Below are 18,403 nucleotides of genomic sequence, written 5' to 3' on the forward strand. Positions count from 1 at the left end.
GGGGTGCTCCCCCCCCCGGGGCCCCGGCCGGCCGGCGGGGGGGGGGGTGCCCGCCCCCCCCCCCCCCCCGCCGTACGTCCGTCACCGCCCTCGGCGGCCGGTTCCGGGGCTCAGCGGCGCCCGGAGCGGCGGCCGCCCTCGGAGCCGGACCCGCCGGCCAGACCGGCCCGGCGCAGCGCGTCCGCCATCGCACCGTTGCCCAGCGGGGCCTGGCCGCCCGAACCGGAGCCGCCGGCCGAGCCCGCACCGGAGCCACCGCCCGAGCCGCGCCGGTCCTGGCGCGGCGGGCGCGCCTGCCGGCCGCCCCGCTCCCCCGCGCGGTCGCCGCCACGCTCCCCACCGCGCTCGCCACCGCGGCTGCCGCCCCGGTCGCCGCCGCGCTCCCGGCCGGCCTCGTCGTCCAGCCGCAGCGTCAGCCCGATCCGCTTGCGCGGCACGTCCACCGTGGTCACCCGGACGGTGACGATGTCGCCCGGCTTGACCACCTCGCGCGGGTCCTTGACGAAGGTCTTCGACAGCGCCGAGACGTGCACCAGGCCGTCCTGGTGGACGCCCACGTCCACGAAGGCGCCGAAGGCGGCGACGTTGGTCACCACGCCCTCCAGCAGCATGCCGACCTCCAGGTCGCCGATCTTGTCGACGCCCTCCTTGAAGGTGGCCGTGCGGAAGGCCGGGCGCGGGTCGCGGCCCGGCTTGTCCAGCTCGCCGAGGATGTCGGTCACGGTCGGGATGCCGAAGGTGTCGTCGGCGAAGTCCCCCGGCCGCAGCGCCCGCAGCGCGGCGCTGTTGCCGATCAGCTCGCGCAGCTGGCCCCCGGTGCCGGCGAGGATCCGGCGCACCACCGGGTAGGCCTCCGGGTGCACGCTGGAGGCGTCCAGCGGGTCGTCGCCGTCCGGGATCCGCAGGAAGCCCGCACACTGCTCGAACGCCTTCGGGCCGAGCCGGGCAACGTCCTTGAGCGCCTTGCGGGTCCGGAACGGGCCGTTGGCGTCACGGTGCGAGACGATGTTGTCCGCGAGCGTGCCGGTGATGCCGGAGACCCGGGTGAGCAGCGGCGCGGAGGCGGTGTTGACGTCCACGCCGACCGCGTTGACGCAGTCCTCGACCACCGCGTCCAGCGAGCGGGACAGCTTCACCTCGCTCAGGTCGTGCTGGTACTGGCCGACGCCGATCGACTTGGGGTCGATCTTGACCAGCTCAGCCAGCGGGTCCTGGAGGCGGCGGGCGATGGAGACCGCGCCGCGGATCGACACGTCCAGCTCGGGCAGCTCCTGCGAGGCGAACGCGGAGGCCGAGTAGACCGAGGCGCCGGCCTCGCTGACCATCGCCTTGGTGAGCTTCAGCTCCGGGTGGCGCTTGATGAGGTCCTCGGCGAGCTTGTCGGTCTCGCGGGACGCGGTGCCGTTGCCGATCGCCACCAGGTCGACGGCGTGCTTCTTCGCCAGCGCCGCCAGCGTGGCCAGCGCGGCGTCCCACTTGTTGGCGGGCTGGTGCGGGTAGATCGTGTCGTACGCGAGGACCTTCCCGGTGGCGTCCACGATCGCGACCTTCACGCCCGTCCGGAAGCCCGGGTCCAGACCCATCGTGGCGCGGGTGCCCGCCGGGGCGGCGAGCAGCAGGTCGCGCAGGTTGGCGGCGAAGACGCGCACCGCCTCGTCCTCGGCCTCCTGGCGCAGCCGGCCGCGCAGGTCGATGCCGAGCCGCACCAGGATGCGGGTGCGCCAGGCCCAGCGGACGGTGTCGCCGAGCCACTTGTCGGCCGGGCGGCCGTGGTCGGCGATGCCGAAGCGGGCGGCGATCCGCTGCTCGTAGTCGCTCTCGCCGGGGAGGTCGCCGCCCTCCTCACCGTCGAACGGGGAGAGTTCGAGGTCCAGCACCTCCTCCTTCTCGCCGCGCAGCATCGCCAGGATGCGGTGCGAGGGGAGCTTGGTGTACGGCTCGGCGAAGTCGAAGTAGTCGGCGAACTTGGCGCCGTCCTGCTCCTTGCCCGCGCGAACGGTGGCGACCACGCGGCCGCGCGTCCACATCCGTTCGCGCAGCGAGCCCACCAGGTCGGCGTCCTCGCCGAACCGCTCGACCAGGATGGCCCGCGCGCCCTCCAGCGCGGCGGCCCGGTCGGCCACCGACTCGTTCAGGTAGGCGTCCGCCACGGCCGCCGGGTCCTGCGCCGGGTCGGCGAGCAGGGTCTCGGCCAGCGGCTCCAGGCCGGCCTCGCGGGCGATCTGCGCCTTGGTGCGCCGCTTCGGCTTGTACGGGAGGTAGATGTCCTCCAGGCGGGCCTTGGAGTCGGCGGCGAGGATCTGCGCGCGCAGCGCGTCGTCCAGCCTGCCCTGCGTCTCGATCGACTCCAGGACGGCCGTGCGCCGCTCCTCCAGCTCCCGCAGGTAGCGCAGCCGCTCCTCCAGGGTGCGCAGCTGCGTGTCGTCGAGCGAGCCGGTGGCCTCCTTGCGGTAGCGGGCCACGAACGGCACGGTCGCGCCGCCGTCGAGCAGGTCGACGGCCGCCTTCACCTGCCCGCCGCGGACGCCCAGCTCCTCGGCGATCTTCCGCTCGATGGCCTGCTGGGCCTGCTGGGCCACCTGTCCGTCTGGCGTGCTCACGAAGCCGGTCACCTTCTCCAGAGTTGCTTTCCCCGTACCCCCGCATTCTGGCAGGTACCCCCGACGCCCCCGCCCGCCCCGTCGCGGCCGGGCGTGGCGCGGGCCCGCCTGGTGCGGAACCTCGTCAGGACCGGTCACCGACGGTCGACTCCGGTCGGCCGTCGGCGAGGATCGCGATCAGCCGGGTGCCGCCCTTGCTCGTCACCACGCGCAGCCGGTCCGGTCCGTCCCAGGCGGCCTCGCGGAGGTCGTCGTGGTCCCCGTCGACGTACGTGACACGCCAGCGACGGGTGGCGAGACCCGAACCCTGGTCGACGTAGACCCAGTAGAGCGGGTCGGGCCCGAACCCGGCCTGGTCCTGCCGGACCACCAGGACGCGGTCCGGGCGCCCCGGTGCGGCCTCGGTGTGCGTGGTCCGGGGGCCGTCCGAGGAGAGGATCCAGAACGGCACGGTGCCCACGCCCAGCACGACCACGGCGCAGCCGAGCCCGCCGCGCACCCACGACGGCCACGGCGAGAACACCAGTGCCACGATGAGCAGGGCCAGCGCCGACGTCCCGAACAGCAGCGGCTCGTCGAGCCGCTGCTGCGCCACCAGCAGTCCGCCCGAGCGCCGGTTGGACCGCCCCACCACGGCGGCGCCCACCAGCGCGGCCGCGCCCCCGAGCGCCCCCCACATGACCCAACGTCCCCACCTGATCGCCATCGCCCCACCCTAGTGTTCGAAATACCGCGAACAGCCGAGGAGCCCGGGAGTACAGTGCCGGGCATGTGCGCTGCAGCCCGGATGCATGACGACGAACCGGACATCGACACCGCCCTGGTACGGCGGTTGCTCGCCGCCCAGTTCCCGCACTGGGCCGGGCTGCGGATCGAGCCGGTCGCCTCCGCCGGGACGGACAACGCGATGTTCCGGCTCGGGCCCGAACTCGCCGTCCGGCTGCCCCGGGTGGGCTGGGCGGCCGAGAGCGTCGGGCGCGAGCAGCGCTGGTTACCGCAGCTGGCCCCGCACCTGCCGCTCCCCATTCCCGCCCCGCTCGCGCTCGGCCGGCCGGCCGCCGGCTACCCGTGGGAGTGGTCGGTGCTGCACTGGCTCGACGGCGCCAACCCGGTCGTCGGCGCGACCACCGCGCCCGTCCAACTCGCCCAGGACCTCGCCGGGTTCGTCACCGCCCTGCGCGCGGTCGACCCCGCCGACGGCCCGCCGGCCTCTCGGGGCGTGCCCCTGGCCGCCCGCGACGCCTCCACCCGGGCGGCGATCGGCCGGCTGCGCGGATCGATCGACACCGACGCGGCAACCGCCGTGTGGGAGAAGGCACTTCGACTGCCGGAACACACCGGCAGACCGGCCTGGATGCACGGCGACCTCTCCCCCGGCAACGTCCTGCTGCACCGTCAACACCTCAGTGCTGTCATCGACTTCGGACTGATGGGCGTCGGCGACCCGACCGTCGACCTGATCGTCGCCTGGAACCTGCTCCCCGCCGCGGCCCGGCCCGTCTTCCGCGCCGCCCTGGCCGCCGACGACGACGCCTGGGCCCGCGGCCGGGCCTGGGCCCTGTCCATCGCCCTGATCCAACTCCCCTACTACCGCACCACCAACCCGGCACTGGCCGCCAACGCCCGCCATGTGATCCGCGAGGTCCTCGCCGACCGCAGTGTGTGACGGGCCGCGCTGCCGTCGGCCGATCCGGTGACCGTCGGCCGATCCGGTGACCGTCGGCCGACCCCGGTGAGCGTCGACGACCGACCCCGGTGAGCGTCAGCCGATCCCGGTGACCGTCGACGCCAGCGACAGGAGCAGCGCGCCGAGCGCACCGATGCCACCGAGGAGTCGCAATCCGCGCCGGTCGTCATGACGGTGGGCGTAGCGCGTGGCGGCGGCGGCGAACGCCAGGCCGCCGACGATGAACCACGGCCCCCACAGGTAGAGGTACCAACGGGTCAGCCCGACCAGATCGGGATCGACCGAGACGGCCCCGGCCTCGACCAGCAGGCCGTGGAGGACGAAGAGGCCACCGTGCCAGGCGAGCAGGACCGTCGCGCCGCCACCGCAGAACACCAGGAAGCGACTGAGCCGCAGGCTCCGCCGCCGCGTCAGGCCGAAGCCGATCAGGGCGCCGAAGACCTTGAGCAGACCGGTCACCCACAGGACGGCCAGGAACCACGGGACGCGGTCGCGAGCGAGCTCCACCAGTGACGGCGCCACCGTCGACCGCGCGCCGACGGTGCCGCCCAGCGCCCAGACGAAGCTGGGTACCGCGAACAGCAGCCCCCACACCGCAACGGCGTGGCCCCACCGTGTGCCCGGGCCGCGACCGCGCACCCGCGGCGGGGCCGGTCGCACCGTGGTACCCGAAGAACGCGTGATCGACATGGCTCCACCGTCGCAGCAGGGTGGAGCCGGCAGATCATCTGCGCGGAGGATCCTCCTCCCCCGCGAGAGCCACGTCCCGCCGCCCGCCCGGGGCCGGCCATCCGCTCAGAGAGCGGCCCGCGCCTCGTCGATCGAGTCCAGGACGGCCTTCGCACCGGCGGTGGCGGCGAGCTCGGCGGCCTCGTCGAGCAGGGTGCGCGCGTCGTCGGAGCGGCCCTCGGCGACGGCGATGTACACGAGGCCGACCAGGTTGGCGGCCACGCCCTCGGGGAAGGCGAGTTCCCGGCGCAGGCGGGTCGACTCCTCCAGCAGCTCCCGGGCGGCCGGAAGTCGGCCCGCCTTGTGCTCGGTGATGCCGAGGTGGCGCAGGGCGTAGGAGAGCGTGAGGCGGTCGCCGGCGGCGATCGCCAGCTCGCGGGAGCGCTGGAAGGCCGGGAGCGCGGTGAAGTCGTCGCCCTGGACGACCTGGTGATAGGTGCCGATCCAGAACTGCGCCTCGGCCTCGCCGCGCCCGTCACCGAGGCTCCGGTAGAGGTGCGCCGCATGCTGGAACAGCTCCAACTCGCGTTCGTCCGACGTCCGCTGCTGCAGGAAGCGGGCGTGCAGAACGCGGCCGCGAATCAACGTGAGGTCGGCCTCGACGGCGTCCAACTCGCTGTCGGCAACGGGCAGGACATCCGTCTCACCCCCGAACACCGCCTGGTTGCAGAGACGTCGCGCGTGCTCGATTCGTTCGTCCATGGGCACGACTTTATGCCGTGGTGCCCGACGGCGGGTCGAGCTGCGCCCAACCGAGACTGGTGGAGAGTTCGCCCTCGCTCGACTCCTGCCCCCACGCGGAGGCGAACTCCCTGACGAGCCGGAGTCCGGGTTCCGGATCCGCGCTGTCTCTCGGGAGCCGTCCCGGGTCGACGCGACCGGTGTCGTACACCTCGATCCGCAGACCGGAGGGGGCGGTGTACTCGAACAGCACGTCGATGAGCAGGTGTTCGGGCACGCGCGGGCGCAGCACGGTGTGCGCGACCAGCTCGGTCACGATCAACTCGGCCGCCTCGGCGTAGCGTTCGCCACCCTTGAGATCGGACAGGAACCCCCGCAGGACCACCCGCGCGGCGGAGGCGGAGGAAAGGTGGCGCGGGAGGGAGCAGAACTGGTCGCTCGGCGTCCTGTCAAGGGATTCGGGCATGGCGGTGCCACCTTCTGGGTGCAGTGGGATTCCGTGCGCGGGGCAGGCGCTTCGTGCACTCACTCAAGGCGAGCGCCTGTTCCGTTCCATCAACAAGCATGGGCCATTCCGGCTAGCGTGACGACAGATCAGCTGTTTCCAGGGCACGTTCTGGCACGAGGGGGAACGCACCATGACCCGCAAGACGTCGACCAACCCCAACCTCCGAGCGAGTGCCGGTGCCGTGTTCGGCGCCGTCGTGCGGCGTCATCGGCTGAGCAAGCGGATGTCCCAGGACGAACTGGCCGTACTGGTGCCGTGCAGCCGCTCCCAGGTCTCCCGAATCGAGTCCGGCACTCGCACCCCGCAGGAGGACTTCGTCACCGCTGCGGACAGGTGGCTGGAGACCGGGGGCGAGTTGATGGAGCTCTGGCGGGAGATCGACTGGTACGCCAAGGTCGACCACCCCGACTGGTTCCGTCGCTACGCGCAAATGGAGGCGAAGGCAGTCAAGGTCCAGGAGTACAACGCCACCTGGATCTCGGGCCTGCTCCAAACCGAGGAGTACGCCAGAGCGTTGTTCGAACATGGCGATGCAGCTGGAAACCCACAGGAGATCGACGAACGGCTCGCAGCCCGCCTCAACCGCCAGCAGCGCTTCCTGGACCCCAACGGACCGTTCCTCGTCAATCTGCTCTCCGAGGCAGCACTGAACATCAACGTCGGGGGCGCGGGTGTGATGGAGAGGCAACTCGACCATCTCATCAGGATGGCCGAACGCCCGAACAACCTGATTCACGTCGTGCCGTTCTCCCTCGGCGAGCGAATCCTGTTCAACGCCTCGGCGACTCTCATCACAGGACCAGACGGCAAGATTCGCATCTACTCGGAAATCGCCAACCACGGCCACTTCGTGGAAGATCCGCGCGAGGTCCAACGGTTCTCCCGGGTCTATGATCTCCTCCAGGCCGATGCCCTCTCGGTCCGCGAGAGCATGGCTCTGATCCGCAGAGCAAGGGAGAGGTACCTCAATGTCCATCGCCACACCCTCCTTCTCCAACCTCACTTGGCGAAAGTCCAGCTACAGCGGCAACAATGGCGGTCAGTGCGTCGAAGTGGCTGACCTCGCGTCCGGCCGGCTCGTCCGTGACTCCAAGGACCCCGAGGGCCCCGTCCTCGCCTTCCCCGCCCCCGCCTGGCAGGCCTTCGTCGACGCCGTCCGCACCGACGCCTTCCCGACCCCCGGCTGCTGACCGACGCAGCCGGTTCACGGAGATCGGCCCGGCCTTCCTGGCCCCCGCCCACCGGCGCCTGACGGCGGCGGCTCGGCACCCAAGAGCTCGGACGGGAGAACCCGTTGGAGCCCGTGATCACCGTTTCGCCGCTCCCTCCGATGACATAAGCTGCCGAACGGCGACGCGATCCGCGCGGTGAGCCGAGAGGTCGATGGCGCAGGGGTCGATGACACACCGACGAGATGCCGGTCCGCCGGGGGCCGCTGCCGACGGGACGGCAGAGCCCCGGTCCGGCAACACCTGGGACTCGGCGCTGTCGTCCGGGGAGTTCGCGGCGATCAAGGGTGCCGGGTTCGATCCGGTCGGGCAGGTGCTCGGCACGGCCGTCTTCACCATCGGGTACACCGGCGTCTGGGGCTGCCCCGGCGCGTGGTCGGCCGAAGACGGCATGAAGCCGCCGTCCTCGGCGTGGGATTCGTCCTTCGCGCCGCTGGTGAGGACGCTGTACGCGGCGCGCAGGCTGGCGCTGGCCCGGGCGGTCGCCGAGTGCCGCGCGTTCGGCGGCGACGGGATCGTCGGGGTGAAGCTGCGGGTCGACGAGTTCCCGGCGGGGGGCCTGGAGTTCACCGCGCTGGGCACCGCCGTCCGGGCCCGCTCGCGGATCCGGCCGCGCCTGCCCTTCACGTCGCACCTGAGCGGCCAGGACTTCGCCAAGCTGATACACACCGGATGGGTTCCCACCGGACTCGTTCTCGGCATCGCCCTCGCGATCCGGCACGACGACTGGCGCACCTCCCGCCGGATCCGGTGGACCGCCGGGAACCAGGAGGTCGACGGCTACACCCGGCTGATCAACCACGTCCGCCACGACGCCCGGAACCAGCTGGCCCTCGATGCGGCGAAGCACGGCGGCGACGGGGTGGTGGTCGACGAGGTCGAGTTGACGGTGAGCGAGAGCGAGTGCCCCACGTTCGGGTACTCGCGCGACCTCAGCGCGGAGGCGGTCTTCGTCGGCACCTCCATCGCCCGGTTCGGCCGCTCCGAGCGGCCCGCCGGGCCAAGGCCACTGACCATCATGAGACTGGAGCGCGAGCGCTGACATGACCGAGCGAACGGGGAAGGAACCGGCCGGGGAGGCCGCGCAGCCTGCTGCGGAGGGCGTGCCCGAGGACGCGATGCGGCGCCTCGCGCAGCTCCGGCCGGGGGAGAAGGGTTCGCTCTTCACCTCGGACCTGACGGTGAACGAGTTCCTGCTGGTCCGCGAGGCCGGCTTCCGCCCGCTCGGCCTCGTCCTCGGCTCCTCCGTCTACCACGTCGGCATCCAGCTCGGCCGGTGGTCGAAGAACCAGGAGCTGACCAAGCTGTCACAGGCCATGTACCACGCGCGCGAGTTGGCGATGAGCCGGATGGAGGCGGAGGCGAGCGCACTGGGGGCGGACGGGATCGTGGGGGTGCGGCTGGACATCGAGTTCAAGGAGTTCGGCTCGGACATCGCCGAGTTCATCGCGGTCGGCACGGCCGTGAAGGCGGACGGCGCGGACCCGGGACCGGGCGGTACCTGGCTCAACAACAAGGGCAAGCCGTTCACCTCGGACCTGTCCGGCCAGGACTTCTGGACACTGATCCGGGCCGGGTACGCACCGCTGGACATGGTCATGGGGTCGTGCGTCTACCACGTGGCGCACCAGCGCATCACCCAGGTGCTGGGCAACACGGGCCGCAACGTGGAGATCGAGCCGTTCACCCAGGCCCTCTACGATGCGCGCGAGTTGGCGATGAGCCGCATGCAGGCGGAGGGGCAGGCCCTGGAGGCCGAGGGGATCGTGGCGGTCCAGCTGAGGCAGCACTCGCACAGCTGGGGGTCGCACACCACCGAGTTCTTCGCCATCGGGACGGCGGTGCGCCCGCTTCGCGACGACCACGTCATCGACCGACCGACCATGGTGCTGAGCCTCGATGCCTGAGACGGATGTGGAACTGCTGGCCGCGGCGCTGCGCCGGGACAGCGCGGACCTCGACCTCTACGCCAAGGTGCTGTCGGCGAACCTGGCGGACTCGCTGCCGCCCGGCGCCGTGCGGGTGAAGCGCAGGCGTTCCGTCACGGAACGGCTGGCCGGGCGCGAGGGTTCGGTCGCCGAACTGGACGTCGCACTCGGGGAGTGGCGGCTCTCGCTGCGGATGGATCGGGGCCGGGTGGCCGGGGAGATCTGCCACGAGGTGCGGGGCATCGTACTCTCGCGGCGCCACGTGGGCCTGGACGAGTGGATCGATGCCCTGGCCCGGTCCCTGGCCGAGGCCGCGGCCTCGAACGCCCGTGCCCGCGAGGCCGTCGAGCGTTTTCTGGGCTGACCGTCACCGGCCCCGCCGCGTCGACGCCTTCCCGGCTCCCGGCTGCCGAACCCGGTGCCCCCGAATCCCCTCCCCGACCACCGCGGAGGGGATCTTCGGTGCCCCTCCGCGGTGGTCGGTAGGGTGCGTCCATGACACGTCACATCACCTTCGACGCCCTGCACAACTTCCGTGACCTGGGCGGATACCGGACCTCTGACGGGCAGTCGGTCCGGTGGCAGCGGCTCTACCGGTCCGACGCGCTCGGCAAGCTCTCCTCCCCCGCCGACCTCGCGCTGTTCCGCGAGCTCGGCATCGGCACCGTGATCGACCTGCGCTACCCCTGGGAGATCGCCGCCAAGGGGCGGATACCCGAGCTCGACGGGGTGGCGTACCACAACCTCTCGATCGAGCACCGGCCGTACGACCAGGCGGAGATCGACCCGGAGGTCGACCCCTGGCGCCACCTCGCCGACCGGTTCGCGGAGGTGGCCGAGGACGGGGTGGCGGAGATCCGCCAGGTGCTCGGTCTCATCGCTACGGCGGACCGGCCGCTGGTCTTCCACTGCGCCTCCGGCAAGGACCGCACCGGGCTGATCGCGGCCCTCGTCCTCAGCCTGCTCGATGTCTCCGAGGACGACATCGCGGCCGACTTCGCGCTCACCGAGCTGGCCACGCCGCACCTGGTCGCCGACTGGCACGCCGCCCACCCCGGGCGCACGCTGCGCTGGCCCGGGTACGGGCGCGCGCCGGAGGACGTGATCCGGCACGTGCTCGCCGATCTCACCGCCGCCCACGGCTCGGTGCGTGCCTATGCCACCGGCACACTCGGTGTCGACGAGGAACTGATCGCCTCACTGCGCACCCGGCTGCTCGCCGAGTAGCCGGGCGGCGGCGGAAATCAGCCAGCCCCTCACTGGAATGACAATCCCACAAAATCAGAGCTGAACAGCACATCGGTCAGCACTGAGCATTCCTGAAAGGGCTGCGCTGGTTCTCCTTCGGTCAAGTAAATATTCTGCCACTTCGAGTCACCGACTTGCCAAGCCAGGGCCCCACCACTCCCATTCTCCGAATGGCCGGAAATAATAGTTCTGGGCAGCTGTTCGTGCACGCTAAGGTCGTTCCCGCGGCGGCTCGTCCGATCGGGTGATCAAGGCCGGTGGCAGTCGAACCTCCGCTCGTTTCTTTTTGCCTGCATGACGCCCGTTGCGGCGTCACCGAAAAGATCGGACGGGATATGCACGCGAAGCACCGCACGCTCGTGCGCGGCATTCTGGTGGCCGCCGCGCTGCTCGGATTCGCCGGGGCGACGCCGGCCCTCGCGGAGGGCTCCTGGACGTCCCACATCAGCAACTGGGGGCCCGGCTCGGAGTCCCGCCGGTGGGCGGACAACGACCGGGACGACGCCGTGACGACGGTGTCGTTCAAGGGCTGCAGCACCGACACCAACGACTTCAAGAACGCCGACCTCCAGCTCTACAAGGACATCCTCGGCCCCGACAAGTCCTACGGCTACCGACTGAACCGGTGCGACACCTCCGTCTGGGGCGACCAGAGCTCCGGCGAGTACTACTTCGCGCTGGAGGGCGTGCGCTCCGGAGGCAAGCTCTGGGTCGACTCGGTGAACGCCCAGTACTGAGCCCGGCCCGACCCTGAGCCCGCTTTCCGGAGCTGTCGGAATTCACGGAGCCACCGGAATCGTCCGAGCTGCCGGAGTTCCCGGTGTGCCGACGGGAGCCCCCTTCCGTCGGCACACCACCCCTCCCACCGCATCGCCCCCGCACCCGCACCCGCACCCGCACCCACCGAGCGAAATGCGTCGACCCCGCCATGACCCTTGAATTCCACCGCATCGACTTCCGGTACACCCGGAAGGCCGGACTCTTCGCCGGCTTCGCCCTGCGGATCGACGATCCGGCCACCGTCCTGCTCGGCCCCAACGGCGCCGGAAAGTCCACCCTGATGGCACTGGCCGCCTCCCAGCTCGCCCCGCGACAGGGCTCGGTCTCCTGGCGCGGGCGCACCCCGACCGGGCACGACGGCCGGGCCGCGTACCGGCGGGCGGTGGCCTGGCTGCCGCAACAGGTCACCCCGGTGCCGGGGCTCAGCGTGCGCGAACAGGTCGCGTACTGCGGCTGGTTGAAGGGCATGTCGCGCGCCGAGGCCTGGCAGGCGTCGGCCGGTGCGCTGGAACGGGTCGGCCTGGCCCCGCTCGCCGACCGCCGGAGCCACCGGCTCTCCGGCGGTCAACTGCGCCGGCTGGGAATCGCCGGCTGCCTGGCCCACCGCAGCGAGCTGATCCTGATGGACGAGCCGACCGCCGGGCTCGACCCGGCACAGCGCGGCATGTTCCGCACCCTCGTCGAGGACCTGGCCGGAGAGGTCAGCGTGATCGTCTCCACCCACCAGACCGAGGACCTCGCCGCGACCTACCGGCACGTGGTGGTCCTGGACCAGGGCCGAGTCCGCTTCCAGGGCGGCATCGGGGAGTTCCACGCCCTCGCCACCGCCACCTCCCCTGACACCGGCCCCGACACCGGCCCGGGCACGGGTGGCGGCACGGCCCCGGGCACCGACGCCGAGGCCGCCTACACGCGCCTGGTCGAGCGGGAGGCCTGACGTGCTGCTGCGCACGATCCTCCGCACCTCCGCCAGCCTGCGGGCACTGCCGTTCCTGGTCGGTTTCGTCCTGGTCCCGCTCGGCGACGAGCTCTCCGCCTGGGTCACCCCCGGCTACGGCCTCTCCGCCGCCGGACACGCGAGCCTCGCGCTGCCGTTCGCCTGCGCGGCCTGCGCGGCCGCCGGATCCTGGGAGGGCGGCCGGCTGCACCGGGGGCGGGTCTTCGACCGCTCACCGGTCCGGTCACCGCTGGCGATCACCGCGCCCGTCCTGCTGCCGGTGGCGGTGATGGGCGGGCTCGGCATGGTCGCGGCCCTCGGCACCACCGCGCTGGCCGGCGGCACGGCGGCCGGCGCGCCACAACCGGGCGTCCTCGCCGTCTGGACCGGGCTGCTGCTCGCCGCCACCCTGGTCGGCTCGATCGTCGGACGGGTGTTGGCACCGGTGGTCGCCGTACCGCTGGCCCTGGTCAGCAGCTTCGTCCTGAACGCCTACCCGGCCTCCTTCGACGCCTACTGGGTGCGGCACCTGGTCGGCGGCGGGCTCTCCGACTGCTGCGCCGTGGACCAAGTCCTGGACCAGAAGGCCGTACTGAGCTCACTGGCGTTCTCCGGCGCGGTGTGCGCGGCGGCCGTCCTGCTGATCCGGTACCGGGGCGCGCCGGCCGCGCTCGCCGGCGCGCTGGCGGTGACGGCCGGCGGGGTGGCGCTCGCCGCCCACCTGGCCCAGGGGCTCGGCCCGGAGCCCGTGCTGGACCGGCCCGCCAGCGCACTGGTCTGCGACCACGGCCGGCCGCGGGTCTGCCTCTGGCCGGAGCTGGACGGCCCCCGCGCGAGCCTGGTCCGCGACGAGGCCAGGCGCGTCGTCACCACCCTGGCCGGACACGGCGTCCCGGTACCGGCGACGCTCACCATGGCAGCCCGCCCGGGGCCGGGCGAGGCGAAGCTGGGCATCCCCACCACGGCCCGCGTGCCGGACGTGACCCCCGGCGTGGTCGGCGGACTGCTCCCCCGCACCCCGGACTGCGCCCGGTCCGGCGCCCCCTACCCGGCGGGCGAGGCCGCCGGACCGGTGACCGCCTGGCTCACGGCCAAGGCGACACCGGACGGGACGGCACCGTTCGGGGCGGCAGCGAACGGGACGGCAGCGGGCTCCCGGGGCCGGTTCGGCGCGCAGGACACCGCGCTCGCCGAGCAGGTGCTGCGACTCCCCCGGGGCGCCCAACTCGACTGGTACCTGGCGACGACCGAGGCCCTGCGCCACTGCGACACCCCGGCACCGGCGCTGTTCCCGGGCGGTGCCCGGTGATCTGGTGGTGCAAGGCACGCGCGGTACCCGCCGTCCTCGCCGCCCTGGCCGGGACCTTCGCACTGGGCCTGCTCGTCGGCGACGGCGAGCTGCCGGTGCCCGCCCTGCGCGGGCACGCCGGCCACTTCCTGGTGGCGCACGTCATCACGCTGCTCCCCGCGGTGTTCCTGCTGCACGGCCTCGGCCGGGGCGACCTGCGGACGGAGGCCGTCGCCGGGCGCTTCCTGCGCGGGCTGGACGCCGGGCTCGCCCTGGCCGTGGCGACGGCGGGTGCGGCAGCGGGCGTCCTCGCCCACGCGGCCGGACAGGGCGACCTCGCCCTCGTCCTCGCCCGCAACATCGCCGGCTACCTCGGCTCGGCGCTGCTGCTCCACCCCCTGCTCGGCCACCGCCCGGCCGCCGCCGTGATCGCCGCCGTCCCGCTGCTCTGCTCGGCGGCCGGCTGGCACCCCGACGGCCGCCCCGAACCCTGGGCCTGGCCCCTCCACCCCGCGGCGTCCCCGTACGCCCTCACCGCCGTGACCCTCACCCTCCTCGCCGGCACCACCTGCACCCTGCTCCGCCACCGCCCACCGGTAGACCCGCACGCCCTGGCCTGACCACCGCCCGCACAGGAAGTCGGCCCACCCGACTTCCTGCGCGCCGAGCCGTCAGCGGCGGCGCGGCCGCCCGCCCGTGCCGCCCTGGCCGCCCGAGCGGCCGGGGTGCGGCTTGCGCGGGCCCCGGCGGGCAGTGGCCGCCGGGGCGCCGGCAGGCGCGGTGACCGTGGTGGCCCAGTGGCCGGGGCGGGTGAGGGCGGGGGGCAGCTTGGTGGCGGCGTCGCCGCGGGCCGCGTTGAGCTGGGCCTGGGTGAGGAAGAGCGCGTCGGTGAGGTCGGCGCCGGCCAGGTCGGCGTCCCGGAGGTCGGCCCCGATGAGGTCGGCCATCCGCAGATCGGCGCCGGCGAGGTCGGCCGCGACGAGCAGCGCCCCGCGCAGGCTGGCGCCCCGCAGGTCGGCGCCGCGCAGCCGGGCACCGAACAGGTCGGCGCCCCGGTGCTCCTTGCGGCGCGGGACGGCGGCCCGGACCAGCTCGCTCGCCTTCAGCAGCAGCTCGCTCACCCCGTGGCGGTGCGCGGGCACGTCGACCGCCAGGATCTCCGCCGGGGTGCCGGCCGCGAGCCGGTCGGTCTCCGCCAGGGCCCGGCGCAGCTCGGCGTGGACCGGGCGGGCGGGCTCGTAGGTGAGCGCCTCGGTGAGGTACCAGAGCAGTTCGTGCAGTTGCCGCACCACCGGGAACACGTCGGCCATCCGCCGGGTGTCCTCCGGCGCCTCGCGCCAGCTCCGGCCGCCGAAAGTGACCTGGGAGACGCGCTGGCCGGCCCCGAAGCAGTCGTACACCGTGCAGCCCTGGAAGCCGCTGTCGCGCAGCCGGGCGTGGATGCCGCAGCCGAAGTCGGCCTGCAGGTTGCGGCACGGGGTGCCGGCCGGCTTGTCGACGGCGAAGTCGGCGCCGGCCGCGAACGGCAGGGCGACGCAGCACAGCCCGAAACAGCTCCCGCAGTCGGACAGCAGGCTGATGGGGGCGGGCGTGGGCTCGGTCACTGTGCTGGTGTTCCTCCGTACGGCGGCGCCCGGGCGGTCCGGGCCCGCAGGGGCGGTCGGGGTGGCAAGGGGCTGCCGGGCTCCGCCGGGGGCTTGCGCGAAGTCTGCGAGGGCCTGCGGTAGAGCGTACCGACACCACCACCGGGGCCGGGCCGCCCGGGAACCGGGGGGCGGGGATCGGCAGTCCGTTAGTGTGGTCGGCCGGTGTCGGTTCGGGTCTGTACGAATCGGGGGCACCGGAGGCACCGGAGCAAACCGAACAGTGGAGGAAGCAGGCATGTCCCGGCACGACGTGACGGCGTACCCGGACACCGAGGGCAGCCAGGACGCCCCGGGCGCCGCAGCGGCGCCCGCGGACGGCACCGCGCCCGCGGAGGCGGAGGCGGAAGCCCTGCGCTTCCCGCGCCGCGCCCGGACCGCCGCCCTCACCCTGCTCTGCTTCGCCGTCTGCCTCGCGATCGGCGCCCAGCAGTGGACCACCGCCCAGCTGGGCGGTTTCGACCTCGGCATCTTCGACCAGGGCGTGCGCGGGTACGCGCACCTCGGCCTGCCGGTGTCGACGCTGAAGAGCTTCCACCACGAGTTCCCGCCGGACTTCTCCCTCCTCGGTGACCACTTCTCCCCCGTGATCGCGCTGCTGGCGCCGCTGTACTGGCTCTGGGACGACCCGCGCTCGCTGCTGATCGGCCAGGCACTGCTGTTCGCGGCGGGGGTGCCGCTGATCCGCCGGATCGCCGACCGCTGCTTCGCGGACGCCGACCCGCGCACCGCCCGCCGGGCCGCCGACCTCGCGGCGCTCGCCTACGGGCTCGGCTGGCCGCTGCTGGTGGCCTCGCGCGGCGGGTTCCACGAGGTGGCCTTCGCCGTCCCGCTCACCCTGCTGATGCTGGAGCGCGGACTGGCCCGCCGCTACGGCACGGCGGCCCTGGCCGGCCTGCTGCTCTGCTGCACCAAGGAGGACCTGGGGCTGGCGGTCGGCGCGTACGGGCTGGTGCTGCTGCTGCGGGCCCGCCGGGACGAGGACCGCGACCGGCGCCGGCAGACCGCCCGCTGGGGCACCGGCTTCCTGCTCGGCGGACCGCTCGCCTCGGTGGTGGCGATCGTCTGGCTGGTGCCGGCGATGGGCGGGGTGCCCGGCTACTACTGGAACTACGGCTCGCTGGGCACCGACGCCGGCGATGCCGCCTCCAGCGTGCTCGCCGACCCGACCCTGCTCGTATCGGCCGCCTTCGACGCCCCGCTGAAGCCGCTGCTGCTGCTCTGGATCTTCGGCACCCTGTTCCTTCTGCCGCTGCGCTCGGCGACGGTGCTCTGCGCCCTCCCGCTGCTGGCGGAGCGGGTGCTCTCCAGCAACCCGAACCACTGGTCGATCGCCCGGCACTACGACGCGTTCCTCTGGCCGATCCTGCTGGTCGCGGCAGTGGAGGTGCTCGGCCGCCGGCACGGCAGCGTGCGCACCCGGCGCCTCGGCGTGGCGGCCGCCGCCCTGACGATCGCGGCCGCGCTGCCGCTCGGGGCGGCCAACTTGTTCGTCCCCGCCTACTGGCAGCCGAAGGCGAGCGAGGCCGCGCTGATCCGGGGCGCCGAGCGGATCCCGGACGGCGCCTCGGTGGAGGCCGACAACCAGGCCGCCCCCCGGCTGACCGCCCGCACCGACGTGGTGCTGGTGGACGGCACCCCGCGCGGGCGCGAGTACGTGCTGATCCGCTCCGACAAGCGCGCGTTCCCGTTCAAGACCGACCGCGAGCAGGCGGCCCGGATCGAGCTGCTGCTGGCGCACGGCTACCGCCAGGTCTGGTCCGAGGACGGCGTCGTGCTGCTGCACCGGGAGAGCACCGAGCCGGTCCCCGGCGAGCACGTGCCCGGCCCGGACAGCACGGGGTACCAGGACGAGGTGCCCTCCGACGTCGGCCACAACCTCTTCCGGGGCTGACCCGACGGGACGACGGCGGCCGCTGCGGCTGCTCCAAGCATCGAGGACGCAGCGCCCTTCCGCGGCGGGCGCGCCCGGTCCTACGGAGTTCCGGGCCGGCCCCCTCGCGACCGCGGGCCGGACGGCAGCAGGTAGGTTGGCTGGCCGTCGGTGGCGGCGTCCCGTCGGCGGCATCTCGTCGCCGCGTCCCGTCGGCGGTGTCCGGAAGGCGGTGGGTGATGGTTGCGCGAGCGGTGGTGGACTGCGCGCTGTACGAGAACGGGCAGCGGCTGCCGGGCGAGGTGGAGCCGTCCGAGGCGCTGCGGCGGATAGACGAGGCGCCGGGGCGGTTCGTCTGGATCGGCCTGTACCAGCCGACGGCGGAGCAGTTCGCCGAGATCGCGGCGGCGTTCGACCTGCATCCGCTGGCCACGGAGGACGCGGTGCGCGCCCACCAGCGGCCGAAGCTGGAGCGGTACGGCGACACGCTGTTCCTGGTGCTCAAGACGATCACCTACGTCGACCACGACAGGGTGACGGCGACCAGCGAGATCGTGGACACCGGCGAGATCATGGTGTTCGCCGGTCCGGGCTTCGCGATCGTGGTCCGGCACGGCAGCGCGCGGTCGCTGACCGGGGTGCGGCGGGACCTGGAGGCCGCGCCCGAGTTGCTGGCGCTCGGACCGGCCGCGGTCCTGCACGCCGTGGCCGACTCCGTGGTCGACCAGTACCTGGAGGTGGCCGACGCCTTCGAGCGGGACGTGGAGGAGCTGGAGTCCGCGGTGTTCTCCTCCGAGCGCACCGACGACGCCGGCCGGATCTACCAGCTCAAGCGCGAGCTGCTGGAGTTCAAGCGGGCGGTGGTACCGCTCGGGGCGCCGTTGCAGCGTCTGTGCGACGGCTCGCTGCCGCAGGTGCCGACCGGGATCACCGCGTACCTGCGGGACGTCGCCGACCACCACGCGCAGGCCAGGGAGCGGATCGCCGCCTTCGACGAGCTGGTGGGCGGCATCCTGTCGGCGAGCATCGGCCGCCTGTCGCTGCAGCAGAACACCGACATGCGCAGGATCAGTGCCTGGGCGGCGCTCGCGGCGGTGCCCACCATGGCGGCCGGGGTGTACGGCATGAACTTCGACCACATGCCGGAACTCCACTGGACGTACGGCTACCCGGCGGTGGTCCTGGTCGTCGCCACGGTGTGCGTCTTCATCTTCCGTGCGTTCCGGCGCAACGACTGGCTCTGACCCGAGTGGTCCCGGCGGCCCGGGGACA

Annotated in this window: 19 protein-coding genes; 13 read left to right on the forward strand and 6 right to left on the reverse strand. The window is 73.1% G+C overall.

Translation table 11 applies throughout. The annotated features are described in order from the left end of the window. Positions 1–110: 110 nt before the first annotated feature. Both ACFVYI_RS27380 and ACFVYI_RS27385 read right to left on the reverse strand, forming a co-directional pair. On the reverse strand, positions 111–2,600 hold the full coding sequence (locus ACFVYI_RS27380; RefSeq protein ID WP_387890280.1) for a Tex family protein: 2,490 nt from the start codon (positions 2,598–2,600) through the stop codon (positions 111–113). Positions 2,601–2,724: 124 nt separating this feature from the next. Next, complete coding sequence (locus ACFVYI_RS27385) at positions 2,725–3,306, reverse strand: hypothetical protein (protein WP_387890283.1); 582 nt, start codon at positions 3,304–3,306, stop codon at positions 2,725–2,727. Positions 3,307–3,369: 63 nt separating this feature from the next. Here ACFVYI_RS27385 and ACFVYI_RS27390 point away from each other — a divergent pair, with 63 nt between their 5' ends. Further along, positions 3,370–4,266 carry an aminoglycoside phosphotransferase family protein gene (locus ACFVYI_RS27390; RefSeq protein ID WP_387890284.1) on the forward strand — a complete coding sequence of 299 codons (897 nt, stop codon included), beginning with the start codon at positions 3,370–3,372 and terminating at the stop codon, positions 4,264–4,266. A gap of 96 nt (positions 4,267–4,362) precedes the next feature. On the opposite strand, the gene ACFVYI_RS27395 is transcribed toward ACFVYI_RS27390, so the two are convergent. From ACFVYI_RS27395 to ACFVYI_RS27405, 3 genes are all read right to left on the reverse strand, one after another. Beyond that, positions 4,363–4,881 (reverse strand): DUF3995 domain-containing protein, encoded by a 519-nt coding sequence (locus ACFVYI_RS27395; protein WP_387890287.1) that lies wholly within the window; start codon positions 4,879–4,881, stop codon positions 4,363–4,365. A gap of 201 nt (positions 4,882–5,082) precedes the next feature. Beyond that, the gene (locus ACFVYI_RS27400) at positions 5,083–5,718 is read right to left on the reverse strand and encodes a tetratricopeptide repeat protein (protein WP_387890289.1); all 636 of its coding nucleotides are present in this window, start codon (positions 5,716–5,718) and stop codon (positions 5,083–5,085) included. 10 nt (positions 5,719–5,728) lie between these two features. After that, positions 5,729–6,163 carry an ATP-binding protein gene (locus tag ACFVYI_RS27405; RefSeq protein WP_387890291.1) on the reverse strand — a complete coding sequence of 145 codons (435 nt, stop codon included), beginning with the start codon at positions 6,161–6,163 and terminating at the stop codon, positions 5,729–5,731. A gap of 172 nt (positions 6,164–6,335) precedes the next feature. Here ACFVYI_RS27405 and ACFVYI_RS27410 point away from each other — a divergent pair, with 172 nt between their 5' ends. The 10 genes from ACFVYI_RS27410 to ACFVYI_RS27455 all read left to right on the forward strand — a co-directional run bounded on the left by ACFVYI_RS27410 (position 6,336) and on the right by ACFVYI_RS27455 (position 14,235). Then, positions 6,336–7,265: a helix-turn-helix domain-containing protein gene (locus ACFVYI_RS27410; RefSeq protein ID WP_387890293.1), complete on the forward strand. Its 930-nt coding sequence runs from the start codon at positions 6,336–6,338 to the stop codon at positions 7,263–7,265. Beyond that, positions 7,258–7,395: a DUF397 domain-containing protein gene (locus ACFVYI_RS27415; RefSeq protein WP_387890295.1), complete on the forward strand. Its 138-nt coding sequence runs from the start codon at positions 7,258–7,260 to the stop codon at positions 7,393–7,395. Before ACFVYI_RS27410 ends, ACFVYI_RS27415 begins: the two co-directional genes overlap by 8 nt. A 208-nt stretch (positions 7,396–7,603) precedes the next feature. Next, a complete protein-coding gene (locus tag ACFVYI_RS27420) occupies positions 7,604–8,476 on the forward strand; it encodes a heavy metal-binding domain-containing protein (RefSeq protein ID WP_387890296.1) in 873 nt (290 codons plus the stop codon). Between the two features lies 1 nt (position 8,477). Continuing rightward, positions 8,478–9,341: a heavy metal-binding domain-containing protein gene (locus ACFVYI_RS27425; protein ID WP_387890298.1), complete on the forward strand. Its 864-nt coding sequence runs from the start codon at positions 8,478–8,480 to the stop codon at positions 9,339–9,341. After that, complete coding sequence (locus tag ACFVYI_RS27430) at positions 9,334–9,726, forward strand: hypothetical protein (RefSeq protein ID WP_387890301.1); 393 nt, start codon at positions 9,334–9,336, stop codon at positions 9,724–9,726. Before ACFVYI_RS27425 ends, ACFVYI_RS27430 begins: the two co-directional genes overlap by 8 nt. Positions 9,727–9,857: 131 nt before the next feature. Next, positions 9,858–10,589 (forward strand): tyrosine-protein phosphatase, encoded by a 732-nt coding sequence (locus ACFVYI_RS27435; protein WP_387890303.1) that lies wholly within the window; start codon positions 9,858–9,860, stop codon positions 10,587–10,589. A gap of 356 nt (positions 10,590–10,945) precedes the next feature. Then, complete coding sequence (locus ACFVYI_RS27440; RefSeq protein WP_387890306.1) at positions 10,946–11,347, forward strand: hypothetical protein; 402 nt, start codon at positions 10,946–10,948, stop codon at positions 11,345–11,347. Positions 11,348–11,538: 191 nt separating this feature from the next. Beyond that, positions 11,539–12,327: an ATP-binding cassette domain-containing protein gene (locus ACFVYI_RS27445; RefSeq protein ID WP_387890307.1), complete on the forward strand. Its 789-nt coding sequence runs from the start codon at positions 11,539–11,541 to the stop codon at positions 12,325–12,327. A gap of 1 nt (position 12,328) precedes the next feature. Next, complete coding sequence (locus ACFVYI_RS27450) at positions 12,329–13,636, forward strand: hypothetical protein (protein ID WP_387890310.1); 1,308 nt, start codon at positions 12,329–12,331, stop codon at positions 13,634–13,636. Continuing rightward, positions 13,633–14,235, forward strand: a complete 603-nt coding sequence (locus tag ACFVYI_RS27455; RefSeq protein ID WP_387890312.1) for a hypothetical protein — start codon at positions 13,633–13,635, stop codon at positions 14,233–14,235. The genes ACFVYI_RS27450 and ACFVYI_RS27455 overlap by 4 nt, the downstream gene beginning before the upstream one ends. A gap of 51 nt (positions 14,236–14,286) precedes the next feature. Here the strand turns inward: ACFVYI_RS27455 and ACFVYI_RS27460 are convergent, their stop codons facing one another. Continuing rightward, positions 14,287–15,219 carry a pentapeptide repeat-containing protein gene (locus tag ACFVYI_RS27460; protein WP_387890314.1) on the reverse strand — a complete coding sequence of 311 codons (933 nt, stop codon included), beginning with the start codon at positions 15,217–15,219 and terminating at the stop codon, positions 14,287–14,289. Between the two features lie 277 nt (positions 15,220–15,496). Here ACFVYI_RS27460 and ACFVYI_RS27465 point away from each other — a divergent pair, with 277 nt between their 5' ends. Both ACFVYI_RS27465 and ACFVYI_RS27470 read left to right on the forward strand, forming a co-directional pair. Then, a complete protein-coding gene (locus ACFVYI_RS27465) occupies positions 15,497–17,152 on the forward strand; it encodes a DUF2079 domain-containing protein (RefSeq protein WP_387890316.1) in 1,656 nt (551 codons plus the stop codon). Positions 17,153–17,370: 218 nt separating this feature from the next. Then, positions 17,371–18,375, forward strand: a complete 1,005-nt coding sequence (locus ACFVYI_RS27470; RefSeq protein ID WP_387890318.1) for a magnesium and cobalt transport protein CorA — start codon at positions 17,371–17,373, stop codon at positions 18,373–18,375. Positions 18,376–18,403: the final 28 nt, after the last annotated feature.

The sequence above is a fragment of the Kitasatospora sp. NPDC058218 genome (assembly GCF_042882445.1).
Lineage (GTDB): Bacteria > Actinomycetota > Actinomycetes > Streptomycetales > Streptomycetaceae > Kitasatospora.

What these genes read in the sequence shown, in the direction of transcription:
- ACFVYI_RS27385 (WP_387890283.1), bottom strand. Translation starts at nt 3,306, where the DNA reads ATGGCGATCAGGTGGGGACGTTGGGTCATGTGGGGGGCGCTCGGGGGC.
- ACFVYI_RS27390 (WP_387890284.1), top strand. Translation starts at nt 3,370, where the DNA reads ATGTGCGCTGCAGCCCGGATGCATGACGACGAACCGGACATCGACACC.
- ACFVYI_RS27400 (WP_387890289.1), bottom strand. Translation starts at nt 5,718, where the DNA reads ATGGACGAACGAATCGAGCACGCGCGACGTCTCTGCAACCAGGCGGTG.
- ACFVYI_RS27405 (WP_387890291.1), bottom strand. Translation starts at nt 6,163, where the DNA reads ATGCCCGAATCCCTTGACAGGACGCCGAGCGACCAGTTCTGCTCCCTC.
- ACFVYI_RS27410 (WP_387890293.1), top strand. Translation starts at nt 6,336, where the DNA reads ATGACCCGCAAGACGTCGACCAACCCCAACCTCCGAGCGAGTGCCGGT.
- ACFVYI_RS27420 (WP_387890296.1), top strand. Translation starts at nt 7,604, where the DNA reads ATGACACACCGACGAGATGCCGGTCCGCCGGGGGCCGCTGCCGACGGG.
- ACFVYI_RS27425 (WP_387890298.1), top strand. Translation starts at nt 8,478, where the DNA reads ATGACCGAGCGAACGGGGAAGGAACCGGCCGGGGAGGCCGCGCAGCCT.
- ACFVYI_RS27430 (WP_387890301.1), top strand. Translation starts at nt 9,334, where the DNA reads ATGCCTGAGACGGATGTGGAACTGCTGGCCGCGGCGCTGCGCCGGGAC.
- ACFVYI_RS27435 (WP_387890303.1), top strand. Translation starts at nt 9,858, where the DNA reads ATGACACGTCACATCACCTTCGACGCCCTGCACAACTTCCGTGACCTG.
- ACFVYI_RS27440 (WP_387890306.1), top strand. Translation starts at nt 10,946, where the DNA reads ATGCACGCGAAGCACCGCACGCTCGTGCGCGGCATTCTGGTGGCCGCC.
- ACFVYI_RS27445 (WP_387890307.1), top strand. Translation starts at nt 11,539, where the DNA reads ATGACCCTTGAATTCCACCGCATCGACTTCCGGTACACCCGGAAGGCC.
- ACFVYI_RS27465 (WP_387890316.1), top strand. Translation starts at nt 15,497, where the DNA reads ATGTCCCGGCACGACGTGACGGCGTACCCGGACACCGAGGGCAGCCAG.
- ACFVYI_RS27470 (WP_387890318.1), top strand. Translation starts at nt 17,371, where the DNA reads ATGGTTGCGCGAGCGGTGGTGGACTGCGCGCTGTACGAGAACGGGCAG.